19 protein-coding genes are annotated in these 23187 nt (G+C 64.2%); 4 read left to right on the forward strand and 15 right to left on the reverse strand.

What is annotated here, in order from left to right; translation table 11 throughout:
* The 12 genes from atzF to aroQ form a co-directional block, all read right to left on the reverse strand.
* The coding region (atzF, locus tag PCLY_RS14840; protein ID WP_197432194.1) for an allophanate hydrolase at nt 1-1742 on the reverse strand (1742 nt) is incomplete at its 3' end.
* Between the two features lie 260 nt (nt 1743-2002).
* Nucleotides 2003-2599: a MarC family protein gene (locus tag PCLY_RS14845; RefSeq protein ID WP_024306831.1), complete on the reverse strand. Its 597-nt coding sequence runs from the start codon at nt 2597-2599 to the stop codon at nt 2003-2005.
* 42 nt (nt 2600-2641) lie between these two features.
* Nucleotides 2642-5428: a hybrid sensor histidine kinase/response regulator gene (locus PCLY_RS14850; RefSeq protein WP_061240417.1), complete on the reverse strand. Its 2787-nt coding sequence runs from the start codon at nt 5426-5428 to the stop codon at nt 2642-2644.
* A 110-nt stretch (nt 5429-5538) separates the two neighbouring features.
* Entirely contained in the window at nt 5539-6828 is a 1290-nt protein-coding gene (purD, locus tag PCLY_RS14855; protein ID WP_061240418.1) for a phosphoribosylamine--glycine ligase, read from the reverse strand.
* Between the two features lie 131 nt (nt 6829-6959).
* Complete coding sequence (purH, locus tag PCLY_RS14860) at nt 6960-8567, reverse strand: bifunctional phosphoribosylaminoimidazolecarboxamide formyltransferase/IMP cyclohydrolase (RefSeq protein ID WP_061240419.1); 1608 nt, start codon at nt 8565-8567, stop codon at nt 6960-6962.
* 74 nt (nt 8568-8641) lie between these two features.
* Nucleotides 8642-8962 carry a DNA-binding transcriptional regulator Fis gene (gene fis / locus PCLY_RS14865; RefSeq protein WP_061240420.1) on the reverse strand — a complete coding sequence of 107 codons (321 nt, stop codon included), beginning with the start codon at nt 8960-8962 and terminating at the stop codon, nt 8642-8644.
* A complete protein-coding gene (gene dusB / locus PCLY_RS14870; RefSeq protein ID WP_061240421.1) occupies nt 8959-9957 on the reverse strand; it encodes a tRNA dihydrouridine synthase DusB in 999 nt (332 codons plus the stop codon). The genes fis and dusB overlap by 4 nt, the downstream gene beginning before the upstream one ends.
* A gap of 229 nt (nt 9958-10186) precedes the next feature.
* A complete protein-coding gene (locus tag PCLY_RS14875) occupies nt 10187-11464 on the reverse strand; it encodes a DUF3426 domain-containing protein (protein WP_061240422.1) in 1278 nt (425 codons plus the stop codon).
* A gap of 53 nt (nt 11465-11517) precedes the next feature.
* Nucleotides 11518-12396, reverse strand: coding sequence for a 50S ribosomal protein L11 methyltransferase (gene prmA, locus PCLY_RS14880; RefSeq protein ID WP_061240423.1), 879 nt, complete (start codon nt 12394-12396; stop codon nt 11518-11520).
* Nucleotides 12397-12524: 128 nt separating this feature from the next.
* Entirely contained in the window at nt 12525-13880 is a 1356-nt protein-coding gene (gene accC / locus PCLY_RS14885; RefSeq protein ID WP_061240424.1) for an acetyl-CoA carboxylase biotin carboxylase subunit, read from the reverse strand.
* Between the two features lie 17 nt (nt 13881-13897).
* Nucleotides 13898-14359: an acetyl-CoA carboxylase biotin carboxyl carrier protein gene (gene accB / locus PCLY_RS14890; protein WP_061240425.1), complete on the reverse strand. Its 462-nt coding sequence runs from the start codon at nt 14357-14359 to the stop codon at nt 13898-13900.
* Between the two features lie 50 nt (nt 14360-14409).
* Complete coding sequence (gene aroQ / locus PCLY_RS14895) at nt 14410-14856, reverse strand: type II 3-dehydroquinate dehydratase (protein WP_017678760.1); 447 nt, start codon at nt 14854-14856, stop codon at nt 14410-14412.
* On the opposite strand from aroQ, the gene PCLY_RS24875 reads away from it, so the two are divergent.
* A complete protein-coding gene (locus tag PCLY_RS24875) occupies nt 14855-15004 on the forward strand; it encodes a hypothetical protein (protein WP_156458606.1) in 150 nt (49 codons plus the stop codon). The genes aroQ and PCLY_RS24875 overlap by 2 nt on opposite strands.
* An 8-nt stretch (nt 15005-15012) precedes the next feature.
* Here PCLY_RS24875 and PCLY_RS14900 read toward each other — a convergent pair whose 3' ends face one another.
* The 3 genes from PCLY_RS14900 to PCLY_RS14910 all read right to left on the reverse strand — a co-directional run bounded on the left by PCLY_RS14900 (nt 15013) and on the right by PCLY_RS14910 (nt 20631).
* Nucleotides 15013-16785, reverse strand: coding sequence for a protein-disulfide reductase DsbD (locus PCLY_RS14900; protein WP_061240426.1), 1773 nt, complete (start codon nt 16783-16785; stop codon nt 15013-15015).
* Nucleotides 16786-16953: 168 nt separating this feature from the next.
* Nucleotides 16954-18918, reverse strand: a complete 1965-nt coding sequence (locus PCLY_RS14905; RefSeq protein ID WP_061240427.1) for a methyl-accepting chemotaxis protein — start codon at nt 18916-18918, stop codon at nt 16954-16956.
* A gap of 99 nt (nt 18919-19017) precedes the next feature.
* On the reverse strand, nt 19018-20631 hold the full coding sequence (locus PCLY_RS14910) for a response regulator (protein ID WP_061240428.1): 1614 nt from the start codon (nt 20629-20631) through the stop codon (nt 19018-19020).
* A 257-nt stretch (nt 20632-20888) separates the two neighbouring features.
* On the opposite strand from PCLY_RS14910, the gene PCLY_RS14915 reads away from it, so the two are divergent.
* The 3 genes from PCLY_RS14915 (at nt 20889) to PCLY_RS14925 (ending at nt 23073) form a co-directional block, all read left to right on the forward strand.
* Complete coding sequence (locus PCLY_RS14915; RefSeq protein WP_061240429.1) at nt 20889-21950, forward strand: DUF2333 family protein; 1062 nt, start codon at nt 20889-20891, stop codon at nt 21948-21950.
* Nucleotides 21950-22489: an NUDIX hydrolase gene (locus PCLY_RS14920; protein ID WP_061240430.1), complete on the forward strand. Its 540-nt coding sequence runs from the start codon at nt 21950-21952 to the stop codon at nt 22487-22489. The genes PCLY_RS14915 and PCLY_RS14920 overlap by 1 nt, the downstream gene beginning before the upstream one ends.
* A gap of 212 nt (nt 22490-22701) precedes the next feature.
* Entirely contained in the window at nt 22702-23073 is a 372-nt protein-coding gene (locus tag PCLY_RS14925; protein ID WP_061240431.1) for a translation initiation factor Sui1, read from the forward strand.
* Nucleotides 23074-23187: the final 114 nt, after the last annotated feature.

Genomic DNA, 23187 nt, shown 5'->3' on the forward strand with positions numbered 1-23187 from the left:
GCGCCATCCAGCGCGTAGGGCTCGCAGATGAAACCCTTGACCCAGCGGCCGTCGGCCAACTCCAGGTTGCCGATGCCCAACGGTGGTGGGATCTCGGCGACGAACTCGCCAAAGCGCGCCTGCGGCACATCCCACAGCTCGACGATGATATCGGCACCGTCCTCGGCGACCCGCGCCAGGCCAGGTTTCGGCGGCACGGTGCCGGGCAGGGCATAGAGGCGGTAATGCGCGGCGCTGGTGGTCTGTTCCACCAGCACCGCATCGCGTGTGCTGAGCTGGAAGTTCAGCGGCATACCGGTCAGGTGCGCGCCGACCACGGCGACACGGATGCACCCCGGCGCCGGCTTGTCGCTGGGACTTTGCTTGGGCAATGGCTTGCCGGTGGCGCCCAGCGGCAGATTGACTGCTTGCTGCCAGCGCTGGCCGAAGGCGGCCAGGGCCTGGTCATGCCAGGCCGGGGCGATCAGGGTGATGCCGGCGGGCAGACCGTCCTGACGAAAGCCGGCGGGAATCGCCAGCGCGGACAGGTCAGCCAGGTTGGTGAAGTTGGTATAGGTGCCGAACTGGCTGTTGAACAGCACCGGTTCGGCTTCCATCTCGGCCAGGCTGCGGATGGTTGGCGAGGTGGGCACCACAAGGGCGTCGAAGCCGGCCAGGGCGTCGTTGATGCGGCGGCTCAGTTCGGCGCGAATGTATTCGGCCTTGTAGGCATCGCAGGCGCTGTACTGGTGACCGTTCTCGACGATGCCGCGCACCACCGGGTTGATGTGTTCGGGGTTCACGCCTTCCACAGCGACGGTGCGCTCGGCGACCCAGGGGCCGTAGTAGAGCTGCTCGGCCAGTTGCTGGAAGGGGGCGAAATCGATCTCCACCAGCTCGGCGCCCAGTTCACGTAGTGTGCCCAGAGCTGCCTCGTAGACAGCCTGGTTCTGGCTGTCGCCGAAGAACTCGGGGTTGGCTGGCACGGCCAGGCGCGGCTGGGCAGGCATGCCGACCTTGGCGCTGTTCGGGTTCTGCCGGCTGTAGGCATCGGTGGCGTCATAGCCGCCGGCGATATTGGCCACGGCCAGGGCATCAGCGACGGTCAGGGCGAACACCGAGATGCAGTCGACTGTGCGGCAGGCCGGCACCAGGCCGGTATTGGGCAGCCAGCCCTTGGTCGGCTTGAGCCCGACGATATTGTTGAAGCCGGCCGGTACGCGGCCGGAGCCTGCGGTGTCGGTGCCGAGAGAGAAGGGCACCAGGCCGCGCGCCACGACGCTGGCCGAACCGGAGCTGGAACCGCCGCTGACGTAGTCCGGGTTGAAGCTGTTGGGCACTGCGCCATGGGGCGAACGGGTGCCGACCAGGCCGGTGGCGAACTGGTCAAGGTTGGTCTTGCCGATCAGGATTGCGCCGGCGGCGCGCAGGCGGGCGACCACGCTGGCATCGGCCTCGGCCTGGTAGGCGAACTCGGGGCAGGCGGCCGTGGTGGGCCAGCCGGCGGCATCGATGTTGTCCTTGACGGCGAAGGGCACGCCGTACAGCGGCAGCTTGCTCAGGTCGCCAGCTGAGCCTTCCAGCGAGGTGGCCAGGGCATCGAGCTGGGCATCGAGCTGGGCTTCGCTGGCCAGGGCGATCCAGGCGCTGTCGTCAGTGCGCAGTTCAAGGCGCAGGGCGTGCAGCAGTTCGGCAGGGGATTGGCCATCGCGGTAGGCCTGTTGCCACTGCGCGAGGGTGAACGCGATAGGTGCGTTGGACATGCTTCGAGATTCCATCTTGTATCCAAGTTGGAATCGTTAGAGCAATGAGGGTGCCAGTTTTGCGCAGGCCCGTATTTTCGGGGGGTTCAGGGCAGCGGCAGGGTTTTTGGCGCGAGGCGCTGCACCGAGGTGGGGCTGGACTGCAAACGAATGGTGCAAGGTTCTGGGGCTGGCGGTGCGCGCAGCGCACCCTAGGGGATCGTAGGGCCAGTGGCGTAGCCCGGATGAAATCCGGGGCAGGTCATGCGCCTGTCATGGCGTTACGGCACCAGGTAGTTCTTCACTCCGGTGAAGATGATCTGGGCGGCCAGGGCGCAGACGAACAGGCCCATCAGGCGGCTGACGATCTGCAGGCCCTGGTCACCGAGCAGGCGCTCGAACTGGTTGGACAGGTACAGCACCACGCCGACGGTGAGGCTGGCGAGGAAGATCGCTGCCACCGCCACCAGCTTGTCGTCCCAGTGCGGCTGGCTGGCGCCCATCAGCAGCAGGGCACCGATGGTGCCGGGGCCGACGGTCAGCGGGATGGTCAGCGGCACGATGGTCACGTCCTGCTGCACGTTGTCGCTCTGTACCGCCGACTTGCCCTGGGCCATGCCGAGGGCAGAGATGAACAGCACCGAACCCGCGCCGATGCGGAAGGCATCGATGGTGATGCCGAACAGGGTGAAGATGTGCTTGCCGAACAGGTACAGCAGCACGCTGGCGATCAGCGTGGCCAGCGCCACTTTCCAGGCCAGGCGCTTGCGCTCCTTGAGGGTGTAGCCGCGACTCAGGCCGATGAAGCAGGAGAGGACGAAGAAGGGGCTGTAGAGCACCAGCATCTTCAGGTACAGGCTGAACAACTCGGACGCCATGGCGGCAGGCTCGCAGAAAGGCAGTAAAGGTAAGAAGAACTATCAGTGTGGCAGCGCGTCACGCTGGCGACGCAGTTCGCGCTCGGCGATCCAGTGCTCGATCAGTTCGCGCAATTGCGACAGTTCGACCGGCTTGGACATGTGCCCGTCCATGCCCACGGCGCGCGCGCGCTCCTTGTGTTCGTTGAGGATGTGCGCGGTCAGCGCCACCACCGGAGTGCGCGGGCGTTTCTCGCTCTTTTCCCAGGCGCGCAGCTGTTCGGTGGCAGAGAAGCCGTCGAGCACCGGCATTTCGCAGTCCATCAACACCAGGTCGTAGGGCTGCGCTTTCATCGCGCTGAGGGCTTCCTCGCCGTTGCTGGCAGTGTCCGGCTTGAGGTTGAGCTTGCCGAGCATGCCGCGAATCACCTTGGTCGAGATGCTGTTGTCTTCGGCCACCAGAATGCGGAAGTCCTCCGGCACGTTCAGCGGCGTGCTCACCGGCGTCGGTGCAGCCTGCGCCGGGGTGTCGTTGGGACGCTGGGCCAGCTCGTCGGCCAGGGTGGTCTTGAGCGTGTAACCGGCCACCGGCTTGGCCAGGATGCGCTTGATCCCGGCGTTGCGGGCGATCACCTTGCTCGGCGCATTGCTGATGCCGGTGAGCATGATGATCAGGATGTCGTGGTTGAGGCTCGGGTCTTCCTTGATCTTGGCGGCCAGCTGCATGCCAGTCATGCCCGGCATGTCCTGATCGAGCAGCACCGCGTCGAAGTACTCACGCATGTGCGCCTTGGTGCGCAGCAGGGCCAGTGCTTCCTTGCCGGAGGGCACCGCGCTGACCTGCATGCCCCAGGCGTTGCATTGCTGCATCAGCACCTTGCGGCAGGTGTCGTTGTCGTCCACCACCAGCAGGCGCGCGCCCTGCAGGGGGCTGTCCAGATCGGTTTCCGGTTGTTCCAGGCGGGCGGCGTCCAGCGGCAGGGTCAGCCACAGGGTGGTGCCCTGGTTGCCACTGCCCTGAATGCCGAATTCGCCGCCCATCAGGCGTACCAGCTGGCGCGCGATGATCAGGCCAAGACGCCCACCGAGGCGGGTGGCAGCCAGGAAGTCACGGCTTTGCAGTTCGGCATTGAGCAGCGCGTCGCGCTCTTCCGGCAGCAGCGGCCGGCCGCTGTCCTGCACGGCGACGCGCAGGCGATGCTGTCCGTCGCTGCTGTCCAGGGCGGCAACCAGCAGGATCTCGCCTTCGTCGGTCTGTTTGAAAGCGTTGTCCAGCAGGCTCAGCAGGGCCTGACGCAGGCGCGTCGGATCGCCGCTGATCACCCGTGGCACTTGCGGCTGGATGAAGCTGATCAGCTCCACACGCTGCTGCTCGGCCTTGGCGCGGAAGATGTCGAGGCAGTCTTCGATCAGGGCGCCGAGGTCGAACTGCACGTCGTCCAGTTCGATCTGCCCGGACTCCAGCTTGGAGATGTCGAGGATTTCGTTGATCAGCGTAAGTAGCTCATTGCCCGAGCTGTGGATGGTCTGTACGTAGTCGCGCTGCTTGGCCGACAGGGGCGTGCCCAGCAGCAGCTCGGTCATGCCCAGCACGCCGTTCATCGGCGTGCGGATCTCGTGGCTGATCTTGGCCAGGAATTCGGCCTTGGCGCGCAGTTCGGCGCTGCTGGCGGCGAGGGCGGTATGCTCCAGCAGGGTTTCGCTCTGGATCTGCCGCTGCCGCTCGGTCAGCGACACGCTGAGGATAAGTCCGGCCAGGGTGGCGACGCTGAACACGCCCAGCACCAGCCAACCCGGGTTGAGCTGATCGAAGCCCAGCAGCACCGGCACGAAGATGCCGAAGCCCATGTTGAACACCAGCATGCCGATGGTGATCAGGCGTGCCGGCTGATAACCGGCGCGCCAGTGCAGGCCGCTTACCACCAGCAGGTTGATCGCGCTCAGGACCACCAGCAGGTAGACCAGCGAGCTGAACCAGAACAGGCCGGTGACGACGATGCACAGTGCATAGACCAGGATCAGCAGGGCATTGCCCTGCAGCAGACGGTTCAGTGGGCTGTGCTGCACCGGCGTGCGGTGCATGAAGCTGAGGCCGAAGGCCAAGGCGCTGAAGGCGGCGAACAGCGCCGAGAGGTCGGCGATCAAGGACTGGTTGTAGCCCAGGCTGGGCAACCACTGAGCGAAGATACCGAGGTTGGCCGACGAGCACACCGCCAGGCCGATGTTCACCCCGGCCAGCCACAGGCCACTGGCGCTGCGGCTGTAGATGAAGCGGATGAGGTTGTACAGGGTCAGCAGGAGCAGGGCGCCGAACAGCATGCCGTAGAGGTAGGCGGGTTTTTCCAGGCTGACCAGCTCGGCCTGGTCCATGACCTTGAACCAGGTCATCAGCGGGTGGTTGGACGTCAGGCGGACATAGGCGACGCGGGCCTGGCCATCATTTGGCAGCGGCATCAGGTAGAACCGCGACGGTAGCGGCCGCGAGTCCAGTGGCATGGCCTCGCCGGTGTGCAGGCTCTGCTCCAGTTCGCCGTCTTTGAGCAGGTAGTAATCGAGGTACTGCACCCGTGGCGAGAAGATCCACAGCCAGGCGGGTTGCTGTTGCGGCGCGAGCTTGGCGCGAAGCCAGACGGCGTGGTCGCTGGGCGGGAAGGTGAAGGACTGCTTGCTGAGGGGCTTGAACTGCTGGCGTTGGGCGCGCACTTCTTGCAGGCCCAGGCGAGCGCTTTCGTCAACCAGGTAGGACCAACCCTGTACGCTGGTCTGGGCTGTGTTCGCAGTGGCTGTCAGGGCAAGGCCGAAGAACAGCAGGCTGGCGAGTAGTCCGATGGCAATCCTGAGCCGGCGCACGGGCAAATCCTTCTAAATGAGTGGCCGGATTATAGCCAAGCATTTGCTCGGGGGAATACGGCGTAGCGCGGCATTTTATTGGCCTGCTGCGCCGTACTGCCCAAGCGGCCTCAGTCTTCGCCGTGTTCGCGGGCGATGGCCCGATAGCCGATGTCGTTACGGTGGAACATGCCGTTCCAGCGAATCTTCTCGGCCAGGCGGTAGGCCTGCTGCTGGGCATCGGCCACGCTGGAGCCGATGGCGGTGGCGCACAGCACACGACCGCCAGCAGTGACGATCTGGCCGTCCTTCAGTGCGGTGCCAGCGTGAAACACCTTGCCGTCGAGCTGTGCGGCGTCATCCAGACCTTCGATCACATCGCCTTTGGCGTAGTCGCCCGGGTAGCCGCCGGCAGCTAGCACCACGCCCACGGTCGGACGCGGGTCCCAGGTCGCTTCGACCTTGTCCAGTGCCTTGGCCAGGGCGGCTTCTACCAACAGCACCAGGGAGCTTTCCAGGCGGCACATGATCGGCTGGGTTTCCGGGTCGCCGAAGCGGCAGTTGAACTCGATGACTTTCGGCGCGCCGGATTTGTCGATCATCAGGCCGGCGTAGAGGAAACCGGTGTAGACATTGCCTTCGCTGGCCATACCGCGCACGGTCGGGTAGATCACCTCGTCCATCACACGCTTGTGCACCTCGGCGGTGACCACCGGAGCCGGCGAGTAGGCGCCCATGCCGCCGGTGTTCGGGCCGGTATCGGCGTCGCCGACACGTTTGTGATCCTGGCTGGTGGCCATCGGCAGCACGTTCTCGCCGTCGACCATGACGATAAAGCTGGCTTCCTCACCATCGAGGAATTCCTCGATCACCACGCGCGAACCGGCGTCACCGAAGGCATTGCCGGCGAGCATGTCGCGCACAGCGTCTTCGGCTTCGGTCAGGGTCATGGCGACGATCACGCCTTTACCGGCGGCCAGGCCGTCGGCCTTGATCACGATCGGTGCGCCTTTCTCACGCAGGTAGGCCAGCGCCGGCTCGATCTCGGTGAAGTTCTGGTAGTCGGCGGTGGGGATCTTGTGCCGTGCCAGGAAGTCCTTGGTGAAGGCCTTGGAGCCTTCCAGCTGGGCAGCAGCGGCGGTGGGGCCGAAGATGTCCAGCTTGCGTGTGCGGAACAGGTCGACCACACCTTTGACCAGCGGTGCTTCCGGGCCGACGATGGTCAGCTGCACGTTCTTCTCGGCGAAATCAGCAAGCTGTTCGATGGCCAGCACGTCGATGGCGACGTTCTCGCACTTGGCTTCGACGGCGGTGCCGGCGTTGCCTGGGGCAACGAAGACTTTTTCGATGCGCGGGTCCTGCGCCACTTTCCAGGCCAGGGCGTGCTCACGGCCGCCGCTGCCGATGATCAGTACGTTCATGGGGTTCTCCTGAGCGTAGCCCGGATGCAATCCGGGGCTTTCAATTAGGGTGTCCCCCGGATTTCATCCGGGCTACGTTCTACACATTTCGAGTGACGTAGGGTGGATGGCCGAAGCCATCCACCAGCCAATCAATGACGGAAATGACGCATCGAGGTGAACACCATGGCAATGCCGGCTTCGTCAGCCGCGGCGATCACTTCGTTGTCGCGCATCGAACCACCGGGCTGGATCACTGCGGTGATGCCGGCCTTGGCGGCGTTGTCGATGCCGTCGCGGAAGGGGAAGAAGGCGTCGGAGGCCATGACTGCGCCTGGTACCGGCAGGCCAGCGTGCTCGGCCTTGATCGCGGCGATGCGCGCAGAGTTGACGCGGCTCATCTGGCCGGCGCCGACGCCGACGGTCTGGCGGTTCTTGGCGTAGACGATGGCGTTGGATTTGACGAACTTGGCCACTTTCCAGGCGAAGATCAGGTCATGGATTTCCTGCTCGCTCGGCGCGCGCTGGGTGACGATCTTCAGGTCTTCTGCCTTGATCATGCCGATGTCGCGGCTCTGTACCAGCAGGCCGCCATTGACGCGCTTGAAGTCCCAGCCGGCAGCACGTTCGGCCGGCCATTCGCCGCACTCGAGCAGGCGCACGTTGGCCTTGGCGGCGACCACGTCGCGGGCAGCCTGGGAGATTTTCGGCGCGATGATCACTTCGACGAACTGGCGCTCGACGATGGCCTTGGCGGTTTCGCCGTCCAGCTCGCGGTTGAAGGCGATGATGCCGCCGAAGGCCGACTCGGTGTCGGTGGCGTAGGCCAGGTCGTAGGCCTTGCGGATGCCGCCTTCGTCCTCCGGAACCACGGCAACGCCGCACGGGTTGGCGTGCTTGACGATGACGCAGGCCGGCTTGACGAAGCTCTTCACGCATTCCAGCGCGGCGTCGGTGTCGGCCACGTTGTTGAACGACAGTTCCTTGCCCTGCAGCTGGATGGCGGTGGAGACGCTGGCTTCGCCCTTCTTCGCTTCCACGTAGAACGCCGCGCTCTGGTGCGGGTTCTCGCCGTAGCGCATTTCCTGCGCCTTGACGAACTGGCTGTTGAAGGTGCGCGGGAAGGCGCCACGGCCTTCGGTGGACAGGGTGTCACGCGCCTGGTCGATGGTGCCCAGGTAGTTGGCGATCATGCCGTCGTAGGCCGCGGTGTGCTCGAAGGCTTTCAGGGCCAGATCGAAGCGCTGGGCGTAGCTCAGGCCGCCAGCTTTCAGCGAGGTGACGATGCCGGCGTAATCGCCGGTGTTGACCACGATGGCTACATCCTTGTGGTTCTTCGCCGCGCTGCGGACCATGGTCGGGCCGCCGATGTCGATGTTCTCGATGGCATCGGCCAGATCGCAGTCAGGCTTGGCCACTGTGGCTTCGAAGGGATACAGATTGACCGCTACCAGATCGATCGGCTTGATGCCGTGCTCGTCCATCACCGCGCCGTCCAGCGCACGACGGCCGAGGATGCCGCCGTGGATCTTCGGGTGCAGGGTCTTCACGCGGCCGTCCATCATCTCCGGGAAGCCGGTGTAGTCGGCCACTTCCACTGCGGCTACGCCGTTGTCCTTGAGCAGCTTGTAGGTGCCGCCGGTGGAGAGAATCTCGACACCGAGGGCGGCCAGTTCGCGAGCGAATTCGAGGACGCCAGTCTTGTCGGAAACGCTGATCAGCGCGCGGCGCACAGGCAGAAGGGTGGTCTGGTCGGTCATTTCACTATCCATCAGAGCGGGGATATCAGCAAAAAAGGCGGCTCATGCGGGCCGCCCTTTTCGGGAATTCAGGGTTATAGCAGATCGTACTGCTTGAGCTTTTTGCGCAGCGTGCCACGGTTCAGGCCGAGCAGCTCGGAAGCCTTGGTCTGGTTACCTTTCACGTAATTCATGACGGTTTCCAGCAGCGGCGCTTCGACTTCGGTGAGCACCAGGTTGTACACGTCGGTGACGTCCGCGCCCTCAAGGTGGGCGAAGTAGTTATGCAGCGCCTTCTCCACGGAACCGCGCAGGGTCTGGCCCTCTTCGCTCGGCGTGTTCAGGTGCTGTTTAAGGCTGGTGTTGTCACTCACGGGTGCAATTCCACTCACTAGGGTCTCTGTCATCAACGTCATGCGGCCACCTCGTTTCCATCGTTATGCCGTTCGCGGAAGAACTCGCGAACGTTGGCGCACTGTGCGTCCGTACTGTCCAGACGGTTGAACTGGGCGCGAAACTCCCTGGCGCCCGGCAGGGTTGCCAGATACCAGCCGACATGCTTGCGGGCGATGCGTACACCCATCAATTCGCCGTAGAAGGCGTGCAGTGCGGCCAGGTGTTCCAGCAGGATGCGTTCCACTTCGAGCAGGCTCGGTGCCGGCAGGGTTTCGCCGGTGCGCAGATAGTGCTCGATTTCACGGAATATCCACGGCCGGCCCTGAGCGGCGCGGCCGATCAGCAGGGCATCGGCGCCGGTGGCGTCGAGCACGGCCTTGGCTTTTTGTGGGGAGTCGATGTCGCCGTTGGCGAACACCGGAATGCTGATCGCCTGCTTGATGGCAGCGATGGTGTCGTACTCGGCTTCGCCGGTGTACAGGTCGGCGCGGGTGCGGCCGTGTACGGAAAGTGCAGTGATGCCGGCATCTTCGGCGATCTTTGCCACGGTGACGCCGTTCTTGTTCTGGCGGTCCCAGCCGGTGCGGATCTTCAGGGTCACGGGCACGTCCACCGCGCCGATCACCGCATCGAGGATCTCGCGTACCAGTGGCTCGTCGCGCAGCAGGGCGGAGCCGGCGGCCTTGTTGCAGACCTTCTTGGCCGGGCAACCCATGTTGATGTCGATGATCTGTGCGCCCAGCTCGACGTTCTTGCGTGCGGCGTCGGCCATCATCTGCGGGTCGCCACCGGCGATCTGCACCGAGCGCGGCTCGGGATCACCGCTATGCAGCAGGCGCAGGCTGGACTTGCGGCTATTCCACAGGCGCACATCGCTGGTGACCATCTCCGATACCACCAGGCCGGCGCCAAGATCGCGGCACAGCTGGCGGAACGGGCGATCGGTTACACCGGCCATGGGGGCCAGGATCAACCGATTGGGCAATGTGTAGGGGCCAATACGTGGGGCCGACATGGGGCGTCCCTGCTTGTTGGTTCGCAGTTGAGACAAAGGGCGATCAACACCTGGCCTCCACTGTGTCCTCGGGGGATACGATGGTGGGTCGGTGCTCGCGAAAGGGTGGGCATGATACCCGCTCTGGATGACCGGATAAAGGTCGTTTTGAACAAATTCTGAACAGCTATGGGCTTATCGCCAGTAGTTAGATAGACGGCCTGCGACCACGGGTCGCGGCGTCTGCAGGCTACTCGGGGGAGTGGAAGCTGAGGCTGTAGTTCACAGCGCGCGGGCCCGGGTCGAGGATGTCCAGGGAGATGTGAATGGGCGTCTGTGGCGGCATTTCGTGCTGTCCTGCCAGTTCGCCAGCGAGGTACTCGCTGGGTTTGAAGCGACGACTGGCGACCAGTTGTCCGCCGAGGTCGGCGAAGCGCATTTCCAGCAGCGGGAAGGGCTGGGCGAAAGGGGCGCGGTTATACAGGATGGCGTCGACGATCAGGGCGCCGGAGAACTCGGGGTGGCTGCGCACCACCAGGTTGCTGCTGCGAATCTGGCTGATGTCGACTTTCGACGGCAGGGTGCAGCCGATGTTCGGGCACAGCTGTTCGAGCCAGGGGCGATAGCGATCCTGGCGCGCCAGTTCATCGAAGTTGTAGGCGGCGTATTGCGCGAGCAGGCCGCCCGCTGCCAACAGATTGAGCAATCCCCAGCCGAACAGGCGGCCCCAGGAGCGACCTTGTGGTTGCTGCCAGTCGAGCTGCAGCGGCTCGTCGTCCAACTCGAACAGGCGCTCCTCGCGCAGGCCCGGCTCGTTGCGCGTCACTTTCGGCTCTTCGCGCTCGCTGCCTGCTGGCTGTTCATCCGGCTGCTCTGGCTCTTCCGCTGCGTCAGCGATATTGCCCAGGCGTGGCTCGTCAGCTTCGTCGAGGTCATCGGCAACGGTGTGCTGCTGGCGCGGCGTAATGGGAGCGACGAATTCAATGGCTGCTTTGGGCTCGGCCAGGCCGGGCGCCGGCTGCTTGTCGGTGGGTTGCAGCTCGAAGCTGGCGCGCTCGCGTTCTACCTGCTCGTCGCGCAACAGCGCTTCGGCCCAGGCTTCGTCGTGTGCGTCTTCGTGCTCATCCGCCGGACCGGTATCGAAATTCTCGGCGTAGCGTGGCGCTCGCTCCAGGGCGAGGAACTGCTGCGACAGCTGTTGTTCCTGCTCCTCCAGCCTGGCCAGCTCCTCGTCGAGATCGAGGCTGTCCAGGTCGAGGTCGTCATGAATCCACAGCGTATCGTCAGCCGCCTTGGTCGCCGGCGACTTGGCGGTGGATTCAGCTTGAGCCTTGGCCGGTGCGGTTGCCGTCTTGTCCGGCGTTGGCGCAGGTGTGGCGCCGCGCGCGCCGAACAGTTGTTCGGCGGCATTGAACACGTGCAGGCAGGCACCGCAGCGTACTGCGCCATGGGCAGCAGCCAGCTGCGCCTGGCTGACGCGGAAGCTGGTACGGCAATGTGGGCACTGGGTGACGTGGCTTTCGCTCATGCGCGGGTCCGGAAAATCCAAGCGGCTAGTCTAACGCAACGACTGCGCGCGGTTCAGCGTTTGACGCCGCTGATGCGCACCCAGCCGTCCTTGATGGCCGTCGGGTCGAGGTCGAAGGCACTGGCGTAGGCAGCGCGGACCTCCTCGGCCTGTTCGGCGAGGATGCCCGACAGCGCCAGGCGTCCACCGCCTTTGACCAGCGCGGTGATCTGCGCTGCCAGCGCCACCAGCGGGCCGGCGAGGATGTTGGCGACGACCACATCCGCAGGCTGCTGCGGCATGTCGGCAGGCAGATAGACCGGGAAGCGGGCCGGATCGATGCCGTTGCGCGAAGCATTGTCACGCGAGGCTTCGAGGGCCTGCGGGTCGATGTCGGTACCGACCGCCTGCGGGGCGCCGAGCAGCAGGGCGGCGATGGCGAGGATGCCGGAGCCGCAACCGAAGTCGATCACGCTGCAATCGTTCAGTTTCTGGCCGTCGAGCCATTCCAGGCACAGTGCGGTGGTCGGATGCGTGCCGGTGCCGAAGGCCAGGCCCGGGTCGAGCAGCAGATTGACCGCGTCCGGCTCCGGTGCCGCGTGCCAGCTCGGCACGATCCACAGGCGTTGGCCGAAACGCATCGGCTGGAAGTTGTCCATCCAGCTGCGCTCCCAGTCCTGATCCTCGATACGCTCGATGTGATGATCCGGCAGCGCGCCACCACACAGCAGTTGCAGGTGGGCGATCAGTGCGGTCTCGTCGGTATCGGCTTCGAACAGGGCGAGCAGATGGGTGTTCGACCACAGCGGCGTGGTGCCCAGGTCCGGCTCGAAGATCGGTTGATCTTCGGCGTCCATGAAGGTCACCGATACGGCGCCCACTTCCAGCAGGGCGTCCTCGTAGGTTTCTGCCTGCTCAGGAGTGATGGCGAGACGGACTTGTAACCAGGGCATGAGAAACCTCGTGAAGGGCGCGCGTTTGGCCGCGCAGCTTACTTGAAGGGCAAGGCGGCTTGCCAGTTCGGCCGCTGAAACGACAAGGGCCGCCCGAAGGCAGCCCCTGTCATGCAGCGAGTCAGGACTTAGTGCTTGTCCATGCCCAGCTTCTTCTCCAGGTAGTGAATGTTCACTGCACCTTTGAGGAAGCCCTTGTCGCGGGTCAGATCGCGGTGCAGCGGCACGTTGGTCTTGATGCCGTCGACGACGATCTCGTCCAGGGCATTGCGCATGCGCGCCATCGCTTCGTCACGGTCACGACCGTAGGTGATCAGCTTGCCGATCAGCGAGTCGTAGTGCGGCGGCACGCTGTAACCGCTGTACAGGTGCGAGTCGACGCGTACGCCGTTGCCGCCCGGAGCGTGGAAGTGCTTGACCTTGCCGGGGCTGGGCATGAAGTTGTCCGGGTCTTCGGCGTTGATCCGGCATTCGATGGAATGGCCGAGGATCTTCACGTCTTCCTGTTTGATGGACAGCTTGTTGCCAGCGGCGATGCTGAGCATTTCCTTGACGATGTCGACGCCGGTGACCATCTCGGTGACTGGGTGCTCCACCTGGACGCGGGTGTTCATCTCGATGAAGTAGAAACGGCCGTCTTCATAGAGGAACTCGAAGGTGCCAGCGCCACGGTAGCCGATCTCCACGCAGGCATCGACGCAACGCTTGAGCACTTCGGCGCGAGCCTTCTCGTCGATCTGCGGGGCCGGAGCCTCTTCGATCACCTTCTGGTGACGGCGCTGCAGCGAGCAGTCGCGGTCATACAGGTGAATCGCGTTGCCCTGGCCGTCGGACAGCACCTGAACTTCGACGTGGCGCGGGTTACCGAGGAATTTTTCCAGATAGACCATCGGGTTGCCGAACGCTGCACCGGCTTCGGTGCGGGTCAGCTTGGCCGACTTGATCAGGTCTTCTTCCTTGTGCACCACGCGCATGCCGCGACCACCGCCGCCGCCAGCGGCCTTGATGATCACCGGGTAGCCCACTTCACGGGCGATGCGCAGGGCTTCTTCCTCGTCTTCCGGCAGCGGGCCTTCGGAGCCAGGCACTACCGGTACGCCGGACTTGATCATGGCGTCCTTGGCCGACACCTTGTCGCCCATCAGGCGGATCACGCTGGCGGTCGGACCAATGAAGGCAAAACCGGAGTTTTCCACCTGCTCGGCGAAGTCCGCGTTCTCGGCAAGAAAGCCGTAACCTGGGTGGATGCCGGTGGCGCCGGTCAGCTCAGCTGCGCTGATGATGGCCGGGATGTTCAGGTACGACTGTGCGCCAGCTGCCGGACCAATGCAGACGGATTCGTCGGCCAGGCCCAGGTGCATCAGTTCGCGGTCGGCGGTGGAGTGCACGGCCACCGTCTTGATACCCAGCTCCTTGCAGGCACGCAGGATACGCAGGGCGATTTCGCCACGGTTGGCGATAAGGACTTTTTCCAACTTCTGCATTGCGGGCTCCCCGTGCATCAAACGATGGTGAACAGGGGCTGGTCGTACTCAACCGGCTGGCCGTTTTCCACCAGGATGGACTCGATCACGCCGCTGGCTTCGGCTTCGATGTGGTTCATCATCTTCATCGCTTCGACGATGCACAGGATGTCGCCTTTCTTCACGCTCTGACCGACTTCGACGAAGTTGCCGGAGGTCGGCGAAGCGGCGCGGTAGAAGGTACCGACCATCGGCGAGCGGGCAACGGTGCCGTTCAGTTTCGGTGCGGCAGCCGGAGCAGCTTCAGCGCTCGGAGCGGCAGCAGCGACAGGCGCGGCGGCCGGAGCCGGTGCCTGGGCGTAGATCGGCTGCGGAGCATAGGCCGGCTGCTTGCTGTGACGGCTGATGCGTACGGACTCTTCGCCCTCTTTGATCTCCAGCTCGTCGATACCGGACTCTTCCAGCAGCTCGATCAGTTTCTTGACTTTACGGATATCCATGAAGGTTCAACTCCCAGAGGTGAGGTAGGACTTGTCTACCGAACGTCGCGTCAGGCGCGCCCGGCCAATTGTTCGAGTGCCGCTTCCAGGGCCAGCCGATAACCGCTGGCGCCAAGGCCGCAGATCACCCCTACTGCAACGTCGGAGAAGTAGGAGTGATGGCGGAATGGTTCACGCTTGTGCACGTTGGACAGGTGCACTTCGATGAATGGGATGCTCACTGCCAGCAACGCGTCACGTAATGCGACGCTTGTATGGGTAAAAGCGGCAGGGTTGATCAGGATGAAGTCGACGCCTTCACCTTTTGCCGCATGGATGCGGTCGATCAGTTCGTACTCGGCGTTGCTTTGCAGGTACAGCAGATGATGGCCGGCTTCGCGGGCACGCTGCTCCAGATCCTGATTGATTTCGGCCAACGTGGTCGCGCCGTATTTGTCGGGCTCACGTGTGCCCAGCAGGTTCAGATTGGGGCCGTGCAGCACCAGTAGAGTGGCCATGTACGCGTTCCTTTTGTTCAAGCTGCGCAGGACTATGCCGCAGCTGCGCGATGTCAGCAATAGTCGACACGATGCCTACCGTTTGCGGCAAAAATATGACTATAGCGCTGTTTTTGGTCGCTGCCAGGCGCACGCGATGATTGCCTGAGGGTTTTCTCAGCGGGGAGCCTGATCGAGGCGTGCAGCGAAGGTGGCGGCATCGACCTCACCTACGACACGCAGATCGAGCAATTCGTCACCATTGCCGGCGAACAGTTGGATGGCAGGTGGGCCGAATAGTTTGTAGCGGTCCAGCAGCGCGCGCTGGGCAGCGTTGCTTTCGGTGATGTCGAAGCGGATCAGGCGCCAGCCGGCCAGCTTGCTGCCGACCTCGGCATTGCCGAACACCTCGCGCTCGATCACCTTGCAGCTGATGCACCAGTCGGCGTACCAGTCCAGCAGCAGCGGCTGACCAGCGGCCTTGGCCTCTGCCAGGGCCGCGTCCAGTTCGGCCGGGCTGCTCAGGGTCTGCCAGGCGCCGCTCTTGGTGCTGCCCTGGCTGGCAGCGGCCGACAGCTGACCGAGCGGCTTGAGCGGGTCGGTCGCTCCCTGCAGGGCGCCAACCCAGGCGGCCAGGGCATAGACCAGCAGGGCTAGGCCGGCGATCTGGCTGAGCTTCTGCCGATGCGTCTTGGGGCCGAATTCCAGTGCGCCGAGAAACACCGCTACGCCACCGGCCAGCAGGCCCCACAGGGCCAGGCTGAGGCTGCCCGGCAGCACGCGTTCGAGCAGCCAGACGGACACCGCCAGGAGCATCACGCCGAAGGCGTTGCGCACGGTGACCAGCCACGGGCCGGACTTCGGCAGCAGGGCGCCGCCGCCCGCACCGAACAGCACCAGCGGCGTGCCCATGCCCAGGCCCAGGGCGAACAGTTGCAGGCCGCCACCGACGGCGTCGCCAGTGCTGCTGATATAGAGCAGCAGGGCGGTCAGGGGCGCGGTGATGCAGGGCGACACGATCAGGCTCGACAGCACGCCCAGGGTCGCGGCCCCGGCGATGGTGCCGCCCCGGGTCTGGCTGGCGCGCTGGTCGAGACGGTCGCGTATGAAGGCCGGCAGGCGCAGTTCGAAGACACCGAACATTGCCATGGCGAACACGCCGAAGAAGACGGCGAAGGGCACCAGGACCCAGGGTGACTGCAGCATGGCCTGCAGGTTGAGACCGGCGCCGAACAGCCCCATCAGCGCACCCAGCACGGCATAGCAGGCCGCCATCGGCAGCACGTAGGCGAGCGACAGGACCAGCCCGCGGGCATTGCTCGGGCGACCGCGCAGCACCACGCCGGAGAGAATCGGCAGCATGGGTAGCACGCAGGGGGTGAAGGTCAGGCCCAGCCCGGCGAGGAAGAACAGCGCCAGGTCTTTCCAGGTCCAGCCGGTTGCCACGGGTGCCGCAGCGCCACTGATGGCAGCGGGCATCTCGCCAATCTCGATGAATTCGGTTTCCGGCGGATAGCACAGGCCCTTGTCGGCGCAACCCTGGTAGCCGACCTGCAGGCGCAGCGGACGGTTGTCCGGGTTATCCAGCGGCACACGCACGTCCAGCACGCCGTAATAAACCTCGACATCACCGAAGAACTCGTCGTGCTTGGCCTGGCCGGCGGGCAGCTCGGCCTGGCCGAGTGTCAGATCCGCTGGCTCCACGCTGAAATTCAGGCGATGGCGATAGAGGTAGTAGCCCTCGGCTGCGACGAAGCGCAGGGTCACGCTCTGCGTATCGCTGCTCACCAGGCTCAGCTTGAAGGCTTCGCGTACGGGCAGGAAATCGCTGCTGTTGTTCAGCGGCGCGCCAATCGGCGAAGCGGCCGGACGCTGATCGAACAGGCCGGCACTGGCGGGTAGGCTCAGGCAGAGCAGGAGCAGGGGAAGCAACAGACGACGCAGTGACATCGGGGAAATATCTCGGCGAAAGAGGGCGGCATGATACCGGAAAGTGCCCAATTGCATCGCGGTCGCCACGCCGGAGCGTCGAATGCAAGGGATGAGCGGAACCTTGGAAAATGCCGGCCTTGTCGAGTTCCCGATGAAAAGCGCTCTGCGCCGCCGTGTCGCAGGCGGCTATACGCGAAACGCCTGTACGGCGCTGTGTAACTGGCCGCCAAGGTGCAGCAGGCGTTCGCTTTCATTGCGTCCGCTGGCGATCAGGCCAAGGTTGTCGTCACCCAGTTGATGGATGCGCTCCCCGTGTTCGCGAATCTCGCTGACCGCGTCGCCCTGCTGCGCGGTGGCCTCGGCGATGCGTTCGGCCATGCTGGCGATGGTACGAATGGCGCTGACAATCTCGTCCAGTGCTCCGTCCGCTGCCTCGGCTTTGCCTGCTGTCGCTTCGGCATGTTCGACCTGGGCGCGCATGGCTTGCACCGACTGGTGCGCGGCTTGTTGCAGACGACCGATCACGTCCTGGATCTCTGCGGTGGCGCTGCCGGTGCGTTGCGACAGCGAGCGCACTTCGTCGGCGACCACGGCGAAACCTCGCCCGGCCTCACCGGCCCGCGCTGCCTCGATGGCGGCATTCAGGGCGAGTAGATTGGTTTGTTCGGCGATGCCACGGATCACCGTCAGCACACTGCCTATGGTGGCGGTTTCGTCGGCCAGGCGTTCGATGGCCTGGGCGTTATCCTGAACTTCGCTGACCAGAGCGTGCAGGCCTTCCAGGCTCTGACCGATGACCTGCTGGCCCTGGACCAGGGCGCGATCGGCGTCGCGGCTGGCGTCGGCAGTCTGGCTGGCATCCTGGGCGACCTGGCCGATGGTCGCTTCCAGCTCGCCCAGGGCGTCGCGGATCAGTGCAGTGTCGTCGGCCTGACGTTCGGCGCCGCCGTGCAGGCCGCCACTGAGATCGGCCAGGGTGCGGCTGGAGCCCGCCACCTGTTCGGCATGGCCGCGGATGCTGGCGACCAGCTCCACCAGATAGCGGCGCAGATGGTTGAGCGAGTCTTCGATATCGCGCAGTTCACGGGTGCGAGAATTGATGCTGATCGTCGCGGCGAAATCCCCGCTGGCCCACTGTGAAAGCGCTGGAACCAGGCGGCCGAGCACCTGCGCCAGGCGTCGCTGGATGCGGTCGATGAGCAGGGCGATCAAGAGAATCAGGCCGATCATCAGACCCTGAATCAGCCGCACCTCGCCCTGGATACGTGCGTACTCACCCTTGACCAGAGGCTCCAGCGCTGCCAGTTCCTGTTGCACCTGGGTCACGCGCTCGGTCGTGGTCTCGGCCAGTTGCTGGCGCTGCTCGACCAGCTCGCGAGTGCGCTGCAGTTCACTTGGGTAGCGGCGCACCAGGGTGCCCAGTTCGCGTTTCAGCTCGATACCGCGATCCTGCGCTTGTTGCTCCTGTTGGGCGTCATCCAGCCCGAGCAACGCGGCAAAGCCGATGTTGGCGGAGCTGTCGCTTTGCTGCACGCCCAGCAGGGGCAGCTTGTCCAGCGTCTCAACCTGCTGAGCAAGGGCCTTGAGTTCGCGCTCGACATCGCCGAACAGCTCGCTGCGGCCCTGGCTGATGAACCGTTCACGGGCGTGAGCGAGCTTCAGCAGACGCGAACCCGCGTCCTGCAGGGGCTTGCGATATTCGCTGGCGGCAGGGAGGTTGGCATCGGCGGCGTACTGGTTCAGTTGTTCCAGTGCGGCGAGCATCTCGCGTTCGGCCTGCAGCAGCAGACCTTGCGGGTCGCCAGCCAGTTTGCCGGCCGCCAGCAGCTGATTGGCACTGAAGTCACGCAGCTGTTCAAGGCTGGGGCGCAATTCGTCGGCCAGCTGCTGTGGCAGTTGTTCGAGGGCCTCGTCGAACGTGTCGATGGCCTGGGTCGCCGTGCTGTGCTGCAGGGCGTTGCCACTGGCCAGATAGGCCTGGATGTTGTCGGCAACCTCGCGCTGGAACTGCTGGGACAGCGCCAGGTAGCGCTCCATCAGCTGCACCGGCTGCTGCAGTGCACGCTGTGACCACCACAAGGTCGCTGCCAGGGCGACGCAGACGGTAACCAGCAGCAGGGTATTGAGGTTGGTGAGCAGCTTGAGGCGCATGGCGGGCTCGATCGACGACTTAACGATGCCCGCGAGGTTATTGCGTTTCGGTTACAGCCTGATGACGCTGTGCGCTGCGTCACGTTCTGGAGGGGTGCATCAATCGTCTTTGTACAGCTCTGAGCGGTTGCGCCCGCCGTGCTTGGCCTTGTAAAGCGCTTCATCGGCGCGTTTGGACAGCGCGTTGCTGTCGAGGCCCGGTTGCAGCATGGCGATACCGCAGCTGAAGGCGCAGGACAGGTCCTGTGGTTGGGCCGGGTAGTGAATTTCGGCGAAGCGCTGGCGAATTTCTTCCAGGACTCTGAGCGCCGATTGTTCGTCGGTATCCGGCAGCACCACGGCGAACTCTTCGCCGCCGTAACGGCCGATATGATCCGTCTTGCGCAGACGCTGTTTGAGGAACAGCGCCAGGCTCTTGATCACCCGGTCACCCATGGGGTGGCCGTAGGTGTCGTTGACCCTCTTGAAGTGGTCGATATCGAGCATGGCGAAGGCTAGCGGCTGGTTTTCACGGCGCGCGCGGTAGCAGGCGTCATCGAGCAGTTGCAGGGTGTGGGTGTGGTTGTACAGGCCGGTCAGGCTGTCACGCACCATGCGCGCCTTGAGGTTGCGCGCACGCGCGGCGCGGTTGCGCACGGTGGCGATCAGGTGGCGTGGCTTGATCGGTTTGGTGAGGAAGTCGTCGCCGCCCTCGCTCATGGCGTCGAGCTGCTTGTCGAGGTCGTCCTCGGCCGACAGGTAGATGATCGGCACGCTCACGTAACGGTCGTTGTGGCGGATCACCTTGGCCAGCTCGGTGCCGTTGCACTCGGGCATGTACATGTCGAGGATGATCAGATCCGGCTGGAACTCGGCCAAGGCATCCATCGCCAGGATCGGTTCGGTGAGGGTATGAGTGAGGATGCCAGCGCTGTTGAGCACGCGTTCGGTGTGGGTCGCCTGGGCCTTGGAGTCGTCGACGATCAGTACCTTGTATGGGTCGTACTGGGAGACGTGGGTCAGCACTTCGATGCGCTCGAGCAGGCTCGAGGCGTCCAGTGAACCGGTGAAGAACTCCTGGCCGCCGGCGCGTACGGCAGCCAGGCGTGTCGGTGTGTCGGTATCGCAGTGGCTGAAGAACAGCAGTGGAATCTTCTGCTCCAGTCCTTCTTGCAGCGAATTGGCCAGCTCCAGCCCGGCGCCGGCGAAGTCGACATCCATGACGATGGCGGCGGGGTGGCGTTCGGTGATGGCGGCGCGGAAGGCGCGCTCGTCGCTCAGTGCCTGCGCGCTCAGACCGAAGAACTCGAGCTGTTGGGCCAGGCGCTCGGCGCGCTGGGCATCCTGCAGGGCGAGGTAGACGGGTTTGCGCAGCGGCGGCAGGAAGGTTTGCTCGAAGGCATCGCTATGTCGCAGACCCGTGCGCGAAAGGCGCTGCATGGCCTGGTTGAGGCGAGCGATCAGGGTACTGTTGAGGCGGCCGCGGTTCTCCACCACCTCGCCGAGGCTGGCGCCGATGTTCTGCGCCAGCTGTGCATGCTCGACCTGCTCGAAGCGCTCAGCGTAACGCAGCAGGCGCAGGTTGGCCTCGGTCAGCTCGGCCATGCCGGCGTCGTTCCATTCGCTGCGCTGCAGGCGTTGCCATACTTCCAGCACCTGGCGCGATTGATGAATCACGCGCTGGGCGAAGTGATGCTTGAGGCGATCGCGACTGGGATCCGGTTGCTCGGTCATGGGCCGACTTCTGTAAGTGGTTAAGTCAGTGGTGGCTTGATGCTATCACTTGCTGAAAGCGCTGGCATTGCCGTCGATCAATTGGCGACCGTATTTCTGTCGAATAGGCGACAGAAATGTAGATTTCCCGTACCAGCGGTAAGTTTGCTCCTGCGCCATGCGTTTTGCAGTGGGCTTGCCTTATAGTGCGGATTAGGTCGCAACCCGTTGGCCAGGTTGTGGTCGAACACTCGAATTCGTTTGAAAAGGACACTGTCATGCTGGACTGGAAGAATCGCTCGACGAACTCGCAGGGCAGCACCGATAAGGCAGCAGGGGGCAGCCGCAGCCGCGGCAGCCTGATCGCTCGAGCACTGGGCGGCCTGATCGGTGTCTATCTGCTGATCGCCCTGGTGGTCGGCTGGTACTGGAGTCAGGAGCCGTCTGCGTTCCAGGTGCAGCAGAACGCCGAAAGCTCGGCGCAGCAGGCGCAGCGGCAGATGGTGACCGGTTACACCACGGTGGCGACCCTCAAGCAGGTCGCCAGCACGCTGCTCGACAAGCCGGGTGGCTACCTGTCCAACGACCTCGCGCCGCCCGGTCTGTGGCTGGACAACATGCCGAGCTGGGAATACGGCGTACTGGTGCAGGTGCGTGATTTCTCCCGTGCGCTGCGCAAGGACTTCTCCCGTTCGCAGTCGCAGTCCACCGAAGACCCGGATCTGGCAAAGGCTGAGCCGCGCTTTCACTTCGATAACAAGAGCTGGGCCCTGCCGGCCTCCGAGTCCGAATACCGCGACGGCATCAAGTCGCTGGACCGTTACCTGGCTCGTCTGTCCGATCCGGCTCAGAAGAATGCCCAGTTCTACGCACGTGCCGACAACCTCAACAACTGGCTTGGTGATGCGGGTACGCGTCTCGGTTCTCTGTCGCAGCGCCTGTCTGCCAGCGTCGGCCAGGTGCGCCTGAGCGAGAACCTGAAGGTGGGCAACGATGCCGAGGAATCCGGTCTGGTCGGCGAGGGCGGCGTATACGAGACGCCGTGGTTGCAGATCGACAACGTGTTCTACGAAGCGCGCGGTCAGGCCTGGGCGCTGGCGCACCTGCTGCGCGCTGTCGAGGTGGACTTCGCCGACGTACTGGCGAAGAAGAACGCCACCGTCAGCGTGCGCCAGATCATCCGTGAGCTAGAGGCGGCGCAGGCCACCTTGTGGAGCCCGATGATCCTCAACGGCAGTGGCTACGGCATTCTCGCCAACCACTCGCTGGTGATGGCCAACTACATCTCCCGTGCCAACGCTGGCCTGATCGACCTGCGTCAGTTGCTGAGCCAGGGTTGATGGAAGCGTTCTCGGCGACCGAGGCGGCGCATCGCGCCGCTTCGGATCAGGAGCAGGTTGCCTGGGTCGATGAGAACGATCAGCCCTTGGGCGGCGTTTCCCGCGCCGAGTTGCGCGAGCGCCGGCTGATCGGGCGTGGCACCTACATCCTCCTGTTCAACACTGCCGGCAAACTGTGCGTGCACCGGCGCACCATGAGCAAGGCGCTGTATCCCGGGTATTGGGACGTCGCGGCCGGCGGCATGGTGCTCGAGGGGGAGGACTACCGGCTCTCTGCCGAGCGCGAGCTGGCCGAGGAGCTGGGTATCGTCGATGCCGAACTGGTAGAGCATGCGCACTTTCTCTATGACGCCCCGGAAAGCCGCCTGTGGTGTATGGCTTATTCGGCGGTGTCCGACGCGCCGCTGGTGCTGCAGCCCGAAGAAGTGCTGGAGGCCCGCTTCATCAGCGTCGAGCAGGCGCTGGAGGAAACCCATCGTCTGCTGTATTGCCCGGATTCATTGGCGGCTCTGGAGAGGTACCTGGCGGCAAGATCGTAAGGCGTTCCGAGCGCTGCGTGTGTGATGGCGAACAGCGTCGCCAAAGTGCCGCACAATGACGCAAATTTGGTCTTAGCAAGCCCGGTCTTTCCCGTTAAACTGCGCGGCCTTTTGGCGGACGCCAGTCCGCCTGCGCTGCCCCTGCCTGAGTGGGGCTTCGCGGCTGAACCCGTTCAGCCAGTCGCTATCCTGACCCCTACGAGGACAAGCCGGTGGTCAAGAAAGCCTCTTCATTCTCCGCCCTGAGCGGTCTCGTCTATTCCACCGATGGCGGTCGCCATTGCCCGGATTGCAACCAGCCTGCCGATGCCTGCATCTGCAAGCAGGCGCGTATTCCCGAAGGCGATGGTATCGCCCGTGTGCGCCGTGAAACCAAGGGGCGCGGCGGCAAGACCGTCACCACAGTGAGTGGCGTACCACTGGCCGAGGAACCGCTCAAGGAGCTGGCCAGCGCACTGAAGAAACGCTGCGGCACGGGCGGTGCGCTCAAGGACGGTGTGATCGAGATCCAGGGTGATCACGTCGAGCTGTTGTTGGCCGAGCTGAGCAAGCGCGGCTTTACCGCGAAGAAGTCTGGCGGCTGAAACGCCCTTTTCTAAACTTCGATGATGCTCGTACGGTCAACCGCCGAGCAAACGTCATCTTGTTTTCATAATTTCTACACTGGCCGCCAGCAAGGTCAGGCTTTTCTCATGGGA

The sequence above is a fragment of the Ectopseudomonas composti genome (genome assembly GCF_001567565.1).
In the GTDB taxonomy this organism is placed as follows: domain Bacteria; phylum Pseudomonadota; class Gammaproteobacteria; order Pseudomonadales; family Pseudomonadaceae; genus Aquipseudomonas; species Aquipseudomonas composti_A.